This window comes from Devosia sp. MDV22-iso42 (genome assembly GCF_058629155.1).
Map to the genome: position 1 here is coordinate 218,223 of NZ_JBZVWR010000007.1, position 16,515 is coordinate 234,737.

Annotated in this window: 14 protein-coding genes and 1 pseudogene; 13 read left to right on the forward strand and 2 right to left on the reverse strand. The window is 65.4% G+C overall.

Annotation, left to right across the window (positions count from 1 at the left end; all coding sequences use genetic code 11):
• Positions 1-5: 5 nt before the first annotated feature.
• The 12 genes and pseudogenes from AC4NN3_RS08545 to ftsA all read left to right on the forward strand — a co-directional run bounded on the left by AC4NN3_RS08545 (position 6) and on the right by ftsA (position 13,331).
• Complete coding sequence (locus AC4NN3_RS08545; RefSeq protein ID WP_491926678.1) at positions 6-1,451, forward strand: UDP-N-acetylmuramoyl-L-alanyl-D-glutamate--2,6-diaminopimelate ligase; 1,446 nt, start codon at positions 6-8, stop codon at positions 1,449-1,451.
• Positions 1,451-2,839, forward strand: a complete 1,389-nt coding sequence (locus tag AC4NN3_RS08550) for a UDP-N-acetylmuramoyl-tripeptide--D-alanyl-D-alanine ligase (protein WP_491926679.1) — start codon at positions 1,451-1,453, stop codon at positions 2,837-2,839. Before AC4NN3_RS08545 ends, AC4NN3_RS08550 begins: the two co-directional genes overlap by 1 nt.
• Positions 2,840-2,866: 27 nt before the next feature.
• The gene (gene mraY, locus AC4NN3_RS08555; protein WP_491926680.1) at positions 2,867-3,952 is read left to right on the forward strand and encodes a phospho-N-acetylmuramoyl-pentapeptide-transferase; all 1,086 of its coding nucleotides are present in this window, start codon (positions 2,867-2,869) and stop codon (positions 3,950-3,952) included.
• Positions 3,953-4,110: 158 nt separating this feature from the next.
• Positions 4,111-4,896, forward strand: coding sequence for a DUF4394 domain-containing protein (locus AC4NN3_RS08560; RefSeq protein WP_491926681.1), 786 nt, complete (start codon positions 4,111-4,113; stop codon positions 4,894-4,896).
• Positions 4,897-5,050: 154 nt separating this feature from the next.
• A complete protein-coding gene (locus AC4NN3_RS08565; RefSeq protein WP_491926917.1) occupies positions 5,051-6,220 on the forward strand; it encodes a peptidoglycan glycosyltransferase FtsW in 1,170 nt (389 codons plus the stop codon).
• Positions 6,217-7,326: an undecaprenyldiphospho-muramoylpentapeptide beta-N-acetylglucosaminyltransferase gene (gene murG, locus AC4NN3_RS08570; protein ID WP_491926682.1), complete on the forward strand. Its 1,110-nt coding sequence runs from the start codon at positions 6,217-6,219 to the stop codon at positions 7,324-7,326. The genes AC4NN3_RS08565 and murG overlap by 4 nt, the downstream gene beginning before the upstream one ends.
• Positions 7,323-7,442, forward strand: a pseudogene (locus AC4NN3_RS08575) (Mur ligase domain-containing protein); the annotation flags it as partial. The gene murG and the pseudogene AC4NN3_RS08575, both read left to right, overlap by 4 nt.
• 113 nt (positions 7,443-7,555) lie before the next feature.
• On the forward strand, positions 7,556-8,974 hold the full coding sequence (murC, locus tag AC4NN3_RS08580; protein ID WP_491926683.1) for a UDP-N-acetylmuramate--L-alanine ligase: 1,419 nt from the start codon (positions 7,556-7,558) through the stop codon (positions 8,972-8,974).
• Positions 8,971-9,948, forward strand: a complete 978-nt coding sequence (gene murB, locus AC4NN3_RS08585; RefSeq protein WP_491926684.1) for a UDP-N-acetylmuramate dehydrogenase — start codon at positions 8,971-8,973, stop codon at positions 9,946-9,948. Before murC ends, murB begins: the two co-directional genes overlap by 4 nt.
• Before the next feature lie 172 nt (positions 9,949-10,120).
• Positions 10,121-11,041 carry a D-alanine--D-alanine ligase gene (locus AC4NN3_RS08590; protein ID WP_491926685.1) on the forward strand — a complete coding sequence of 307 codons (921 nt, stop codon included), beginning with the start codon at positions 10,121-10,123 and terminating at the stop codon, positions 11,039-11,041.
• Positions 11,029-12,021 (forward strand): cell division protein FtsQ/DivIB, encoded by a 993-nt coding sequence (locus AC4NN3_RS08595; protein WP_491926686.1) that lies wholly within the window; start codon positions 11,029-11,031, stop codon positions 12,019-12,021. The genes AC4NN3_RS08590 and AC4NN3_RS08595 overlap by 13 nt, the downstream gene beginning before the upstream one ends.
• Positions 12,018-13,331, forward strand: a complete 1,314-nt coding sequence (gene ftsA, locus AC4NN3_RS08600) for a cell division protein FtsA (protein WP_491926687.1) — start codon at positions 12,018-12,020, stop codon at positions 13,329-13,331. The genes AC4NN3_RS08595 and ftsA overlap by 4 nt, the downstream gene beginning before the upstream one ends.
• Here ftsA and AC4NN3_RS08605 read toward each other — a convergent pair.
• Both AC4NN3_RS08605 and AC4NN3_RS08610 read right to left on the reverse strand, forming a co-directional pair.
• Positions 13,328-13,963 (reverse strand): LysE family translocator, encoded by a 636-nt coding sequence (locus tag AC4NN3_RS08605; RefSeq protein WP_491926688.1) that lies wholly within the window; start codon positions 13,961-13,963, stop codon positions 13,328-13,330. The two genes, ftsA and AC4NN3_RS08605, sit on opposite strands and share 4 nt — an antisense overlap.
• Before the next feature lie 49 nt (positions 13,964-14,012).
• Positions 14,013-14,474: a VOC family protein gene (locus AC4NN3_RS08610; protein WP_491926689.1), complete on the reverse strand. Its 462-nt coding sequence runs from the start codon at positions 14,472-14,474 to the stop codon at positions 14,013-14,015.
• A gap of 242 nt (positions 14,475-14,716) precedes the next feature.
• Here AC4NN3_RS08610 and ftsZ point away from each other — a divergent pair, with 242 nt between their 5' ends.
• On the forward strand, positions 14,717-16,414 hold the full coding sequence (ftsZ, locus tag AC4NN3_RS08615; RefSeq protein WP_491926690.1) for a cell division protein FtsZ: 1,698 nt from the start codon (positions 14,717-14,719) through the stop codon (positions 16,412-16,414).
• Positions 16,415-16,515: the final 101 nt, after the last annotated feature.

Genomic DNA, 16,515 nt, shown 5'->3' on the forward strand with positions numbered 1-16,515 from the left:
TCCCCGTGTCATTAAGCGTAACGCAACTGCTCGAAGGCTCCGGCGCCAGACCCAAAAAGGGCCTGGGTGCGGTCTTTGGCCTCAACTCGGACAGCCGGCGCATCGAGCCGGGGGACATCTTCTTTGCGCTGCCCGGCGCCAAGGTGCATGGCAACCAGTTCGTCGACGAGGCGGTCAGGCGCGGCGCGCTGGCGGTAATCAGCGATATAGCGCCGACGGGCGATCCCGGCGTGCCGGTCATCATCGTCAAGGATGTGCGGGCCGCCTATGCCCGCGCCGCGGCGCGTGTCTATGAACCGCAGCCGGAAATCACGGTGGCGGTCACCGGCACCAATGGCAAGACCTCGGTTGCCTCCTTCGTGCGCCAGATATGGACCTATGCAGGGGTGCCCGGCGCCAGCATCGGCACGCTGGGCGTAGAAACGGCGAGCCGGCTGATCGTGGGCAGCCATACCACGCCGGATTCACGCACGCTGCACCAGTCGATGCGGGCGCTCAAGGCGCAGGGCATCGACCACGTCGCCATCGAGGCCTCCAGCCACGGGCTGGACCAGCGCCGGCTCGACGGCATGCATTTCGAGGCCGTGGCCTTCACCAATCTCAGCCGCGATCATCTCGACTATCACGCGGACATGGACGAATACCGCAATGCCAAGCTGCGGCTGTTCACCGACCTGCTGGTCGATAGCGGTCCGGCCGTGGTCAATGTCGACGATCCGGAATATGAGCCCTTCATGTTTGCCGCGCTGGGCGCGGGGGCGACGCTGCTGACCGTGGGCCGCGAAGGCGCCTATATCGAGGTGCTCTCGATCAAGCCTGAGGGCTATGGCCAGCGCGTCGAAGTGCGCCATGTCGGCGAGAAGCTGAGTTTCCACCTGCCGCTGACCGGCGAGTTCCAGGTCTCCAATGCCATTGTCGCGGCGGCTCTGGCCATGTCGACCGGGGTCGACAAGTCCGATGCCTTCCCGGCGCTGAGCGAACTGGTCGGCGCCAAGGGCCGGCTCGAACTGGTGGCCGAGCACAATGGCGCGGCGATCTTCGTGGATTATTCGCACAAGCCGGTGGCGCTGGAATCGGCGCTGGCGGCGCTGCGGCCCTATGCCAAGGCCAAGCTGCGCGTGGTGTTCGGCGCCGGCGGCGACCGCGATACCGGCAAGCGGCCGATGATGGGCGAAGTGGCGGCGCGCATGGCCGACGACGTCATCATCACCGATGACAATCCGCGCACCGAAGATCCGGCAGCGATCCGGGCGGCGATCATGGCCGAAGCCAAGGGCGCTAGGGAAATCGGCGATCGCCGCGAGGCGATCACCACCGCCATCAAATCGCTGCAGAAGGGTGATGTGCTGCTGATCGCCGGCAAGGGCCACGAGGATTACCAGATCATCGGGACTACCAAGCACCACTTCTCCGACCATGAGGTCGTGGCCGAGGCAATCAAGGGGAAATAATGCCGGTACTGTTCACGGTCGACGAGGTTCTGGCCGCCACGCAAGGCCGGGCGGAAGGACTGGCCGGGACAACGATCGGCTCGATCTCCATCGATTCACGCGAGCTGGGGCCGGACGCGCTGTTCGTCGCCATCCAGGGTGATCGCTTTGACGGGCATGATTTCGTCGCCCAGGCATTGGACAATGGCGCCGTCGCGGCGCTGGTCAGCCGGGGCGACGGTCCGCAGCGCATCGTGGTTGATGATGCGCTAGAGGGCCTGCGCGACCTGGCGCGGGCGGCACGCGCGCGCAGCCGGGCACTGATCGTCGGCGTCACCGGCAGCGTGGGCAAGACCACCACCAAGGAGGCGATCCGCACGGTGTTCGAGGCCGCCGCCGAGACGCATGCCTCGATCAAGAGTTTCAACAATCACTGGGGCGTGCCGCTGATGCTGGCGCGCATGCCGGCCAGCGCGCAGTTCGGCGTGTTCGAAATGGGTATGAGCGGGCCCGACGAAATCCGGCCACTGGCGCAGCTGGTGCGGCCGCATATTGCCGTCATCACCACGGTGGCCGCGGCGCATCTGGAAGCCTTCGGCTCGCTCGAGGGCATTGCCCGGGCCAAGGCGGAGATCTTTGCCGGCATCGAGCCAGGCGGCACGGCCGTGCTCAATGGCGATCATCCGCAACTGGGCGTGCTGCTGGAGCAGGCGCGGGCCGATGGCATCGGCAATATCGTGACCTATGGCGAGGCGCGCGGCGTCGACTGGCAGATTCTCGAGATTCAGACCGCCGCCGACAAGAGCTTTGCCACCATCGAACACAATGGCGAACGCCATGCTTTGGTGCTCAACGTGCCCGGCCGCCACATGGTGGCCAATGCGACGGCGGCTTTGGCCGTGGCGCAGCTGGCCGGGGTCGAGATGGCGGTGGCGCTGCGGGCGCTGGCCGGCTTCGGGCTGCAGGCGGGCAGGGGGCAGCGCAGCCTGCTCGGCCCGGCCGAAAAACCGCTGCTGCTGATCGACGAAAGCTACAATGCCAATACCGCCTCGATGCGCGCGGCGCTTGAGGTGTTTGCCGCCCAGAGCGCGCCGGACGGCCGCAAGGTGGTGGTGCTGGGCGACATGCTCGAACTGGGGCCGCAATCGGCAGAACTGCATGCCAGTCTGCGCGACGCGGTGCTGGAATCGGGGGCCGAGCGGCTCTATCTGGTGGGCCCGGCCATGGCGGCGCTGGCCGCTGCCCTGGGGCGCGAAAGGGTCATCGCCCATACGCAAACCGCCGCCGAGATGGCCCCGATCCTGCGCAATGACCTTGCCTATGGTGACGCTATTATGGTCAAAGGGTCCAACGGCGTGGGGCTGTCGAGTATCGTCGCGCAAATCGCCAAGCAGTTCGCAAGAACCTGACCCCAGCCAACCAGGACCCTGCCTTTCATGTTGTATTTTCTCGGCCAGTTGGGTGACGCTCTCACGGCCTTCAACGTCTTCCGCTACATCACCTTCCGCACCGCCGGCGCGGTGATCACGGCGATGTTCTTCGTGTTCATGTTCGGTCCGGGCATGATCGCCATGCTGCGCCTCAAGCAGGGCACCGGTCAGCCGATCCGCGAAGACGGCCCGGCCGGGCACCTGCTGACCAAGAAGGGCACGCCCACCATGGGCGGGCTGATGATCCTGTCGGGCGCGGTGATTTCGACGCTGCTCTGGGCCAATCTGAGCAATGGCTATGTCTGGGTCGTGCTGTTCGTGACGCTGGGCTTTGGCGCCATCGGCTTTTACGACGACTATCTCAAGGTCAAGCGCATGAGCCACAAGGGCTTTGGCGGCCGCCAGCGCCTGCTGATCGAGGCGCTGATCGCCACCATCGCCGCCTTCGCCATCTCCCAGCTCAATTCTGGCATCTACAGCAATGCGCTGCTGTTCCCCTTCGTCAAGGATCTGGCCTTCAATATGGGCTATTTCTACATGCTGTTCGGCGGCTTTGTCGTCGTTGCGGCCGGCAATTCGGTCAACCTCACCGATGGGCTGGACGGGCTGGCCATCGTACCGGTCATGGTGGCGGCGGCCTGTTTCGCGCTCATCGCCTATCTGGTGGGTAGCGTCAATTTCTCCGACTACCTGCTGCTCAACTATGTGCCCGGCACCGGCGAACTGGCGGTGGTATGCGGCGCACTGATCGGGGCGGGCCTCGGGTTCTTGTGGTTCAACGCGCCGCCAGCGCAGATCTTCATGGGCGATACCGGCTCGCTGGCTCTGGGCGGCGCGCTGGGCACCATTGCCGTGGCCACCAAGCACGAAATCGTGCTGGCCATCATCGGCGGCCTCTTCGTGCTGGAGACGGTCTCGGTGATCGTGCAGGTGGCGTCGTTCAAGCTCACCGGCAAGCGCGTGTTCCGCATGGCGCCGATCCACCACCATTTCGAGCATCTGGGCTGGACCGAGAGCCAGGTGGTGATCCGCTTCTGGATCATCAGCTTCGTGCTGGCACTGATCGGCCTCAGCACGCTCAAGCTGCGCTAAACCGCTGTTGCGACGCCGGCCGGGATCACGCCCTCGTGTTCCCGCCGGTCTTTACCGGCGAAACTCTCTCCACTGTCTCCCGTAGCTGCACAGGACGATAGCCTTCGTCCACAGCCATCCCGCCACAATCATAAGTGGCCTCTACGAGGAGACTACACGTGACCGCTACCGCCCGCCTGACTCTGCGCGCTGCCCTGCTGCTCGGCACTGCCACCCTTGCCACCGCCGCCCATGCTGCTCCCGCCATTGGCCTTGTCGGCGGCACCACCCTCGTCATGTTCGACACCGAGACCCTGGCCGTCAGCGGCACGATGGATGTGACCGGCGTCGAGGGCCTGGCCGGCATTGATGTGCGCCCGGCCGACCAGATGCTTTATGGCGTGTCGCTGGCCGGCGAGATCGTCACCATTGATACCGCCAGCGGCGCGGCCACGGTCAAGTCGACCCTGTCGGAAATGCTGCCCAGCTTTGATGGCGCCATTGTCGACTTCAACCCGATGGCCGACCGCCTGCGCCTGATGGCCACGGACGGCACCAATCACCGCGTCAATGTTGATGACGGCATGGTCACGGTCGATGGCTCGCTGGCCTATGAAGCCGGTGACATGCATGAAGGCGAGACCCCGGCCATTGTCGCGGCGGCCTATATCAACTCGATCGGCAAGCCCGAGGCCACGGCGATGTATGACATCGACGCCACCATTGCCGCGCTGATCCAGCAGACCGCGCCCAATGACGGCACGCTGGCCGCCATCGGCAAGCTGGGCGTCGAAGGCGCAAGCTATGCTTTCGATATCGCCGCCACCGAAGACCTGACCAATACCGCCTATCTCGTCATCGACAATGCGTTGCACACGGTGGACCTGCAGACCGGCGCGGCCACCGCGCTGGGCGCCATCGAGGGCGTGGACGGCATGATCAGCGATATCGCCATTCTGCCGTAAGCCATCCGGCCTGCAACTTCACGGCGCGCGGACCCATTGGTTCGCGCGCTTTTTCGTTCACGTTTTGCAAAACGCAAGTCCGGTTGGCAAATCGGTAACCATCGACCGGCTACAATTTGAGACAGTTTGTACCGAGTAGTCTGGCTGTCCCATGATGTTCTCCCGTGCCGAAAAGACGCCAATGGCGGAGTGGTGGTGGTCGATCGACCGGGAACTGCTGGGGGCGTTGGTGCTGCTGCTGACCTGCGGCATGGTGCTCAGCTTTGCCGCCAGCCCGCCGGTGGCCGAGCGCATTGGCCTCTCCGAATGGTATTTCGTCATCCGCCACGCCATGTTCTGCGCGCTGGCGCTGCCGGTGATGCTGGTCACCTCGCTGCTCAACCATCGCCAGGCGCGCATTGCCGCACTGGTAACGCTGGTGGTGAGTCTCGTGCTGCTGTGGGCGACGCTGCGCTTTGGCACCGAGGTCAAGGGTGCGCGGCGCTGGATATCCTTTGGCGGGCAATCGATCCAGCCCTCCGAATTCGTCAAGCCGGCCTTTGCCGTGCTCAGCGCCTGGCTGTTCTCGGAATCGATGATCCGGCGCAATGTGCCGGGCAAGCTGCTGGCCACGGCGATCATGATCGCCATTGTCGCCGGCCTGCTGCTGCAGCCCGATATCGGCCAGACGGCACTGATACTGGGCACCTGGGCGGTACTGCTGTTCCTGAGCGGGATTTCCTGGTTCGTCATCTTTGGCCTGGCCGGTGGGGCCGGGGCGCTGCTGTTTGGCGCCTATATGTTCTTCCCGCACTTTTCTCGCCGCATCGATACCTTCCTCAACCCCGAAGGCGGCGGCAATACCTACCAGATCGACCGGGCGCTGCAGTCGCTGCTCGAGGGCGGCTGGTTCGGCCGCGGCCCGGGTGAATCGATCGCCAAGAAGCTGATCCCGGATGCCCATGCCGACTATGTCTTCTCGGCCGCGGCCGGCGAGTTCGGCATCCTGTTCTGCATGGTGCTGGTCAGCCTGATCGCCTTCATCGTCATTCGCGCCATGCTGGCGGCGCAGCGGCAGTCGAGCCTGTTCGCCCGCCTTGCTGCCTCCACATTGGCGATCCAGTTTGCCATGCAGTCCGGCATCAACCTGGCGGTGAACTTGAACCTGATACCGCCCAAGGGCATGACGCTCCCCTTTGTCAGCTATGGCGGTACCTCGATGATCGCCGTGGCCTTCGGCATGGGGCTGATGCTGGCCTTTACCCGTATCAAGCCCGAGGAACGCATGACCACCGGCCTGCCCAGTTTCAGGAGCGCCGTAGCACCGCTGGCGCCCGCCGAATGAAGCGCTTCATGTTGATGGCCGGCGGCACGGGGGGACATCTCTTCCCGGCCATGGCCCTGGCGCAGGAATTGCAGCGGCGCGGCCACGTGGTCGAGCTGATGACCGATCACCGGGTCGACGCCTATGGCGGCGATTTTCCGGCGGAAGCCGTCCATATCATTCCCTCGGCGACGCCCTCCTTGCGCAATCCGCTCAAATTCGTCACCGGCGGGCTGACCATCCTGCGCGGCATTGCCGTGGCCTGGCGCCGGCTTGGCAAGAGCCGGCCCGATTGCGTGGTGGGCTTTGGCGGCTATCCGACCTTTCCCCCCTTCATTGCGGCAAGCCTGCTGGGCATTCCGGGCATCCTGCATGAGCAGAATGCGGTAATGGGCCGGGCCAACCGGGCGCTGGTGCGCTTTGCCGACATGCTGGCGCTGAGCTTTGCCCGCACCAAATTTGCCGATGGCCGGGCCCTCGAGCAGGTGCTGACCGGCAATCCGGTGCGCGACCGGGTGCGGGCGGTGGCGGGCGAGCCCTATCCGGCGCTCGATGCCGACAGCCCGATCCGCCTCGTCGTCTTCGGCGGCAGCCAGGGCGCCAAGGCGATTTCCGACATCGTGCCGGCCGCCCTTGCCGGGCTGGCCGAACCGCTGCTGCGCCGGCTGCAGGTGGTGCAGCAATGCCGCGCCGACGATCTCGACCGGGTGGCCGAAGTCTACCGGCAGGCCCGCATCAATGTCGAGCTGGCGACCTTCTTTGCCGACCTGCCCGAGCGTATTGCCCGCAGCCATCTGGTGATCGGGCGCTCGGGCGCCTCCACCATTGCCGAGCTGACCGTGCTGGGGCGGCCGGCCATCCTCGTGCCGCTGCCCGGCGCCATCGACGCCGATCAGAAGCACAATGCCCAGGTCATGGCCACGGCCGGGGCTGGCTGGGTGCTCGAGCAGGCCACGCTGTCGCCGCAATCGCTTGGCACTGCGCTCACGCAGCTGTTATCGGAGCCGGCAAAACTCAGCGCCGCTGCGGCCGCCGCCCGTTCCCTGGGCCAGCCGCGCGCCGTCGAGAAGCTGGCGGACCTCGCCGAGATGCTTTCGGGCAAGTACATATTGGAACACGCGCGATGAAAATGCCCCGCAATATCGGCCCCGTCCACTTCATCGGCATCGGCGGCATCGGCATGAGCGGCATTGCCGAAATCCTGCATAACCAGGGCTATACCGTGCAGGGCTCGGACCCGGCAAAACTCAGCGCCGCTGCGGCCGCCGCCCGTTCCCTGGGCCAGCCGCGCGCCGTCGAGAAGCTGGCGGACCTCGCCGAGATGCTTTCGGGCAAGTACATATTGGAACACGCGCGATGAAAATGCCCCGCAATATCGGCCCCGTCCACTTCATCGGCATCGGCGGCATCGGCATGAGCGGCATTGCCGAAATCCTGCATAACCAGGGCTATACCGTGCAGGGCTCGGACGCGGCGGTGAACCCCAATGTGCAGCGGTTGCGCGACATGGGCATCAAGGTCGAGATCGGCCAGAGCGGCGACAATCTGGGCGCGGCCGAAGTGGTCGTGGTGTCCTCGGCGATCAAGAAGGACAATCCCGAACTGGTCGCCGCAAGGGCGCGCCAGCTGCCGATCGTGCGCCGGGCCGAAATGCTGGCGGAAATCATGCGCTTCAAGACTGCCATCGCCATTGGCGGCACGCATGGCAAGACCACGACGACGACGCTGGTGGCGACCCTGCTCGATGCCGGCAATCTGGACCCCACCGTCATCAATGGCGGCATCATCAATGCCTATGGCACCAATGCACGGCTGGGCGGCGGCGAATGGATGGTGGTGGAGGCCGACGAGAGCGACGGCACCTTCGTCAAGCTGCCCGCCGACGTGGCTGTTGTCACCAATATCGACCCCGAACATCTCGACCACTATGGCGACTTCGAGGGGGTCAAGAAGGCCTTCCACCAGTTCGTCGAGAACGTGCCCTTCTACGGCTTTGCCGTGATGTGCCTGGATCACCCCGAAGTGCAGGCACTGGTGGGCGAGATCAAGGATCGCCGCGTCATCACCTATGGGCAGAACCCGCAGGCCGATGTGCGCCTGGTGGACCTCGAAACCATTGACGGCGTCAGTCACTTTGCCGTCGAGATCCGCGACCGCATCCGCATGACCCAGCTGCGCATCGACGGGCTGCAATTGCCTATGCCCGGCGTGCACAATGCGCTCAATGCCACGGCGGCGATTGCCGTGGCCGACCAGTTGCATGTGCCGGCCGAGGCGATCCGCAAGGGGCTCAAGGGCTTTACCGGCGTCAAGCGTCGCTTCACCCGCACCGGTGTCGTCGGCGGCATCACCATCATCGACGACTATGGCCACCATCCGGTGGAAATCACGGCAGCCCTCAAGGCCGCGCGCGAGTCCACCAAGCGCGACGTGATCGCCGTGGTGCAACCGCATCGCTATACGCGCCTGCGCGACCTGTTCGACGATTTCTCGGCCTGCTTCAACGATGCCGATACGGTCATCGTGGCGCCAGTCTATGCGGCGGGCGAGCAGCCAATCGCAGGCATTACCCATGAGGAACTGGTCAGCGCCATCCTGGCGCGCGGCCATCGCGACGCGCGGGTGATCGACCGCCCCGAGGCGCTGGCGCCGCTGCTGGCCAGCCGGGCCGCCGATGGCGACTATGTCGTCTGCCTGGGCGCGGGCAATATTACCCAATGGGCCGCCGCCCTGCCGGCTGAGCTGGGCGCCTTGCTGGGTGAGGACGTCGCGTGAGCTATCCCGATCTTCTGCCGCAGTTCCAGGACTGGATTGGCGACATTCGCGGCCGGCTGGTCCCCAACCAGCTGCTGAGCGAGGTCACCTGGTTCCGCGTCGGCGGCCCGGCGCAGCTGTTCTTCATGCCGGCCGACGAAGCCGACCTGGCGCTGTTCCTGAAAAACCTGCCGGCCGAGATCCGCGTCACCGTGATCGGGCTGGGCAGCAACCTGCTCATTCGCGATGGTGGGCTCGATGGCGTGGTCATCCGGCTCTCGGGCAAGGCCTTCGGCCAGGTCGAGATCCTCGACGATCACAAGATCCGGGTCGGTACCAGCCTGCCCGACGTCAAGGTGGCGACGGCGGCGGCCGAGGCGGGCATTGACGGGCTGACCTTTTATCGCGGCATTCCCGGCGGCATTGGCGGCGCGCTGTACATGAATGCTGGCTGCTACGGGACCGAGACGCGCGACCGCATGGTGGAATTGCGCGCGGTGACGCGTCAGGGCGAGATCATTACCCTGACCAATGCCGACATGGACTACCACTACCGCAAGTCCAACGGACCGCGCGGGGCGGTGTTCGTCTCGGCGGTCTATCAGGGCTTTGGCGGCGAGCGCGAGGAGATCCTCAGCCGCATGCGCGAGATCACCGAAAAGCGCGAGGCCAGCCAGCCCACCAAGGCCAGGACCGGCGGCTCGACCTTCAAGAACCCGGACGGGCATTCAAGCTGGAAGCTGATCGACGCGGCCGGGGGCAGGGGGCTCATGGTTGGCGGCGCGCAGATGAGCGAATTGCACGCTAATTTCCTGCTCAATGTCGACAATGCCACGGCTCACGATATCGAGACGCTGGGCGAAACGGTGCGCGCCAAGGTGCGCGCGCATGCCGGCATCGACCTCAAGTGGGAAATCCGCCGCATGGGCCATTTCCTGCCGGGCCAGGAAGTGCGCGAATTCCTCGACGGCGCCGTGTTTACGGGGGCGGTGTGATGGTTTCGGACATCGCGACCCCCACCCTCACTCCCTCCCCACGAGGGGGAGGGAAGCCTGCTCGGGGATTGCCACAAGCGCCTGAGTCTGCGGCTCCATCGTCTCCCTCCCCCCTGTGGGGAGGGATCAAGGGTGGGGGTTCTTTCTTGGCCAATACAGATCGGACGACCCCATGAGCAAGCACGTTGCCGTCCTGATGGGCGGCTGGTCCAATGAGCGTCCGGTCTCGCTGAGCTCTGGAGCGGAATGCGCGGCGGCGCTGCGCCGGGCCGGCTACACGGTCACCGAGGTCGATGTCGGCCGCGACATCGCCCAGGTGCTGACCGCGCTCAAGCCCGACGTGGCGTTCAATGCGCTGCATGGTCCGTTTGGCGAAAGCGGCATGATGCAGGGCGTGCTCGAGCTGCTGGCCATTCCCTATACGCATTCGGGCGTGCTGGCCTCGGCCTTGGCCATGGACAAGCACCAGGCCAAGATCGTGATGAGGGCGGCCGGCGTCCCGGTCACCGATCACGTCATCGTGTCCCGCGGCGAAGCGGGCCGTTCCCATGTCATGCCGCCGCCCTATGTGATCAAGCCGATTGCCGACGGCTCGAGCTTTGGCGTCTTCATCGTCAAGTCAGATACCAGCCATCCACCGCAGGAAATCCTGCGCGAAGACTGGAATTCGGGCGAGGAACTGATGGTAGAGCGCTATATTCCGGGGCGCGAGCTGACCTGCTCGGTGATGGGCGACGTAGCGCTGGGGGTGACCGAGATCATCATCGCGCAGGGCTTCTACAATTATGAAGCCAAATACGCCAAAGGCGGATCAACGCACATTATTCCGGCGCAGCTGAAACCGAAAGTTTACGACAAGGTGCAAAAGTTGAGCCTTGCCGCCCATGCCGCGATCGGTTGCCGCGGCGTGACGCGCTGCGACTTCCGCTACAACGAGGCGGCAGGCGAGGACGGCGAACTGGTGTGCCTGGAGATCAATACCCAGCCGGGTATGACGCAGACATCCCTGGTGCCCGAGCAGGCCCTGCATGCCGGACACTCGTTTGAAGAACTGGTCGCCTGGATGGTGGAGGATGCGAGTTGCAACAGGTAAAAAGCGAGGCCTTTCTCGCTGGTGCGCGGATTGTCAGTCCCCGCGCCTTGCCCGTTCCTGTCCGCTCTCCCCACCGCAAGCTTGCCAACAATGTCGGCCGTGCCTGGGTGCTGCACCGCACCCTGATCAAGCGCGGCCTGCTGATCGCCGGGCTGCTGGCCGGCGTCACCACGCTCTATCAGCTGCGCGAACCGATTGCCGGCGGCGCGCTTGCTCTGGTCGAGGCCGCCCAGGGCCATTTTGCCGATGCGGGCCTGGCCATTGGTGAGATCGCCATTACCGGTCAGGCCCTGACCAGCGAACAGGCGATCTTTGACGCGCTGGGCGTCGAACCGCATACCTCCACGGTGAGCTTTGACGTCGAGGCGGCGCGCCAGCGCATCGCCGCGCTGCCCTCGGTCGCCGGCGTCAGCGTGCGCAAGAGTTTCCCCGGCGACGTCACCGTCACCATTGTCGAAAAGACGCCGGTGGCGCGCTGGCGGATCGACGGCATCACCTTCGTGGTCGATGCCAGCGGCGAGCAGATCGGCGAGGACAAGGGCGCCTATGGTGACCTGCCGCTGGTGATCGGCGATGGCGCCAATGACGATGCGCTGGTGATGATCCGGGCGCTCGACCAGTTTCCTTCGCTCAAGGACGGGTTGGTGGCTTTGTCGCGCATCGCCGACCGCCGCTGGGACATGATCTATGACACCGGCCTGCGCGTGCAGATGCCGGAGCTGGGCGTGGCCGGCGCGCTGCGGCACCTGGAAACCTATCAGGCAGACTATCAGCTGCTCGACCGCGACCTTACCGTCATCGACCTGCGCGTGGCCGGCCTGGTGGCGGTGCGCCCGACCAAGTCCGAAGCGGACCTCGCCAAGGACGAAGAAGAGCGGCAGGCCGCCATTGCCCTGCGGGCGCTGTCGCCCGACCCCTATCCGCTGCCCCCGCGCAACCTGCCCTCCGAAACCCTCAGCCAACCGATTCCCGCCCAATGATGACCGATGCCATGACCTCCCGGCTGCGCCCCGTGCAACCCGGCAAGACTTCGCTTGTGGCGGTGCTCGACATCGGCTCGACCAAGATCTGCTGCGTCATCGCCCGGCTGATGCCGCGCCCCGAGGGCAAGGCCCTCAAGGGCCGTACGCACCAGGCGCAGGTGATCGGCTTCGGCTATGGCCCCTCGGCCGGGGTCAAGAGCGGCGTGGTCACCGATATCGAAAAGGCCGAGCAGACCATCCGCGCGGTGGTGGGCATGGCCGAACGCTCGGCGGGCCTCACCCTTGAATCGGTCATCGTCAATGTCACGGCGGGCCGGCTGGGCTCGGAAACCTTTTCCGCCGCGGTATCGCTGGACGGGCAGGAGGTCGAGGAGGCCGATATCCGCCGCGTGCTGCGGGCGGTCAACGAACGCTCGGTGCGGCCGGAACGCTCGATCATCCATGCGTTGCCGATCGGTTACGCGATTGACGGCCAGAAGGGCATCCGCGACCCCAAGGGCATGGTGGGCGACAAGCTGGGCGTCGACGTCGCCGTGGTCAGTTCGGAAACCCTGGCCATGCGCAATCTCGAACTGGTGCTGCATCGCTGCCATTTGCAGATCGAGGCGCTGATCGCCACGCCCTATGCTTCGGGTCTGGCTACCCTGGTCGACGATGAATCCAAGCTGGGCGTCGCCTGCATCGATTTTGGCGGCGCCACCACCACCGTCTCGGTGTTCAACGAAGGGCACCTGGTCTATGCCGATGCCATTGCCATCGGCGGCCATCACCTGACGCTCGACATTGCCCGCCAGCTTTCGGTCAGCGTCGTGGATGCCGAACGGCTCAAGACCTTCTATGGCTCGGTGCTGCCCGGCCAGGCCGACGAGCGCGATATGATCCCGATCCAGCCGGTGGGCGCCAGCCATGATGAGGCGCCCGGACAGGTGGCCCGTTCGGTGCTGACCCGCATCATGCGGCCGCGCATCGAGGAAATCCTCAGCGCCATCCGCGACCGCATGCAGGCCACCGGCATGATGGATGTCTGCGGCCGGCGCTTCGTGCTGACCGGCGGCGCCAGCGAAATGACCGGCCTGACCGAAGTGGCCCGCCGCACCCTGGCGCGCAATGTGCGCATGGGAAGGCCGATGGGCATTGCCGGCCTGCCCGAAATGGCCAAGGGCGCCGCCTTTGCCACGGTGGCGGGCATGCTGATCTATCCGCAGGTCTGCGCCAAGGAATATGCCGCGCCGCGCGGCAGCCACAAGCTGATCGGCAGCGACGGCTATCTCGCCCGCGTCGGCAACTGGCTGCGGTCGAGCTTCTAGCTGCGCAGGTCGCGCAGGCCCCAGAGCAGCAGGGTGGCGCCGAGGGCGCCGAAGGCCAGGCCGAAGGCGGCCTCGATGACGCGCCAGAACCGGTCATAGGTGCGCAGGGCGATGGCCGTCGAGAACAGCAGGCCGTAGGCGCCATAGATGGCCGTGGCCGAAAAGGCCACCAGCGGGCCGAAGGCCAATACCTGCCACTTTTCCAGCCCGGCCCCGAACAGGAAGGTGGCCACGGCTGACCACATCAGGGCGGCCTTGGGATTGGTCATCACCACCACGAAACCGCGCCGCCAGGCCTGGGCGTCGGTTAGTGGCGCCTTGCTGGTGGCCACGTTCAGCGCATTGCCCGCGGCAATGGCCCGCAGCGCCCGCCAGGCGACCAGCAGCAGGTAGAGCCCGCCGGCAAATTTGAGCACGGTGAGCAGTTGCGGATAGGCCGCGAACAGCGTGCCCAGCCCGAAAGAGACGGCCGCAGCCCAGACCAGGGTGCCGCAGCCAATGCCCAGCACCGCCAGCAGGGCCGCCCGCCGCCCCTGGCCCAGGGCGACGCTGGCCACGGCCATCATATTGGGCCCCGGCGAGGCCTGGGCGAGGGCAACGCCGATCCAGACGGCGAGAAAGGCGTGCAGCATGGCAGACTCGAGGGCAGGAAACCTGCCCCAGTTTTAGCCGTCGCCCGCGCTAATTGCCAGCATAGGCCCGTTGCAGGTCGGCGACGATCAGCTTTTTCATCTTGAACATGGCCTCGGTGGCGCGCCTGGCGCCTTCCGGGTCGCTTCCGGCGACGGTGTCATAGAGCGCGCGCGGCACGACTTGCCAGCTCAGGCCGAAGCGGTCCTTGCACCAGCCGCACTGGCTCTCGGCGCCGCCGCCGTTAACGAAGGCATCCCAGAAATAGTCGACTTCGGCCTGGTCGGCGCAGTCGATGACGAAGCTGACGGCCTCAGTAAAGGTGAAGCGCGGACCGCCATTGAGCAGCATGAAGCGGTGGCCGGCCAGTTCGATCTGGGCGAGGGCGGAGGGGGTCTGCGCGTCCTGGCGTACGCGCGAGAGGATGCGCGCCTCCTTGAAGGTCGCGGTATAGAAATCAATGGCATCGTCGATGCGGTTGTCAAACCACAGGCACGGCATGATCTTGGTCATGGTCACTCTCCGGGCTGGTGCCAGGCGATGTGCCGGCACAAGGCTGCTGACTCGACGGTCAACCCGGCGGCGTTTCGACGCGCCGGGGGCGACGGCGGGGCGGTATGGTTAATGCGGGCTCAATTGGTAACCAATCGGAGTCGCATTTTGCGATCACGTTAACACTGGTGAGACAATTGTTAGGGGCCGGTTAACGTTTGGGAGGGTAAATCTTTACCAACACCGCCACTATGAGGCCCTTCATGACCATCAACCTCACCATCCCGGATATCCAGGAGTTGAAGCCCCGCATCACCGTCTTCGGATGTGGTGGTGCCGGCGGCAACGCCGTCAACAACATGATCGAATCCGGTCTTGATGGCGTGGATTTCGTCGTCGCCAATACCGATGCGCAGGCCCTGTCGCTGTCCAAGGCGCCCCGCATCATCCAGCTGGGCGTCGGCATTACCGAAGGTCTGGGCGCCGGTTCGCACCCCGAAGTGGGCCGTGCGGCGGCCGAAGAGAGCTGGGACGAGATCAATGATCACCTCAGCGGTTCGCACATGGTTTTCATCACCGCCGGCATGGGTGGCGGTACCGGTACCGGTGCAGCCCCCGTCGTGGCCCGTGCGGCGCGCGAGCAGGGCATCCTGACCGTTGGCGTCGTCACCAAGCCGTTCAACTTCGAAGGCAATCGCCGGGCCCGTCTGGCTGAAGACGGCATTGACGAGTTGCATCGCCATGTCGATACGCTGATTGTCATTCCCAACCAGAACCTGTTCCGGGTTGCCAACGAGAAGACCACCTTTGCCGACGCTTTCGCGATGGCCGACCAGGTCCTGTTCTCCGGCGTCGCCTGCATTACCGATCTGATGGTCAAGGAAGGCCTCATCAACCTCGACTTCGCCGACGTGCGCGCCGTGATGCGCGGCATGGGCAAGGCGATGATGGGCACCGGCGAAGCCTCGGGCGAAGATCGTGCCCGCCACGCTGCCGAAGCCGCCATTGCCAATCCGCTGCTCGACGATGTGTCGATGCACGGCGCCCGCGGCCTGCTGATCTCGATCACCGGCGGCCCCGACCTGACCCTCTATGAAGTCGATGAAGCGGCCAGCCGCATCCGCGAAGAAGTCGACGTGGATTGCAATATCATCCTGGGCGCCACCTATGATCCGAGCCTGACGGGTACGCTGCGCGTGTCGGTGGTGGCCACCGGTACCGATGCCACCATGGTGCAGGCCCTCGAGCCAGCCAAGCCGCATGCCTCGCGCACGCCGCTTGAAGTGCGCCGCCATGTGCCGGTTGAACCCAGCCGCGCCTCGATCGAGCGCGCTGCCGTGAGCTCGCCCGCTCCGGTTGCCGCACCGGCCGAAAGCCATGCGCATATTGAACACCAGGTCGAGGCCGCCGTGGCCGAGGCCTTCGCCCTTGGCGCCGCCCGCCCCCATGCTGCGTCGTCGCTTGCCGACGATGATGGCGTGATGGTCGAGCCCTATATCCCCGCCGCCGCGCCTGCACCGCAGGACGATGACGAGCCGATGATGGGTGACGACTCACCCGTGCCGAGCGCCTATGTGCCGTCCCATGCCGTTCGCCCCGAGGGCCAGCGCCGCATGCCGCGTACCGAAGAGCTGCCAGTTGTTGCACGGCGGACACAGGAACCGGCGGATCGTGTCGATGCCGAGCCGCGCAATGCGCGTGCTTTGTTCAAGCGTCTGGCCTCCAATGTGGGGCTCAATCTGGGCCAGCCACAGCCGGCCGAGAAGGAAGCTCCCAGTTTCTCCGCTGCCGATGATGCCGCTGCCCGCAGCGCCATTGAGGCAGGCGGCGCAAGGACTTCGCGGGTTGCCGCGCCGACCGAGGGTGCCCATGGCACGCTTGATGGGCACGGCCGCCAGAACGGCGCCGCACCGCAGAAGGAAAGCCTCGAAATTCCCGCCTTCCTGCGCAAGCACGGTTAGTCAAGCAGGTTGGTCTGCGCAAACATTGCTCGGTGCGGCTTCCGCACCGGGTTTTTTTTGGCTAGTACAGGCTTTGGGCGAACCGGGCATGGGGTCGGAGT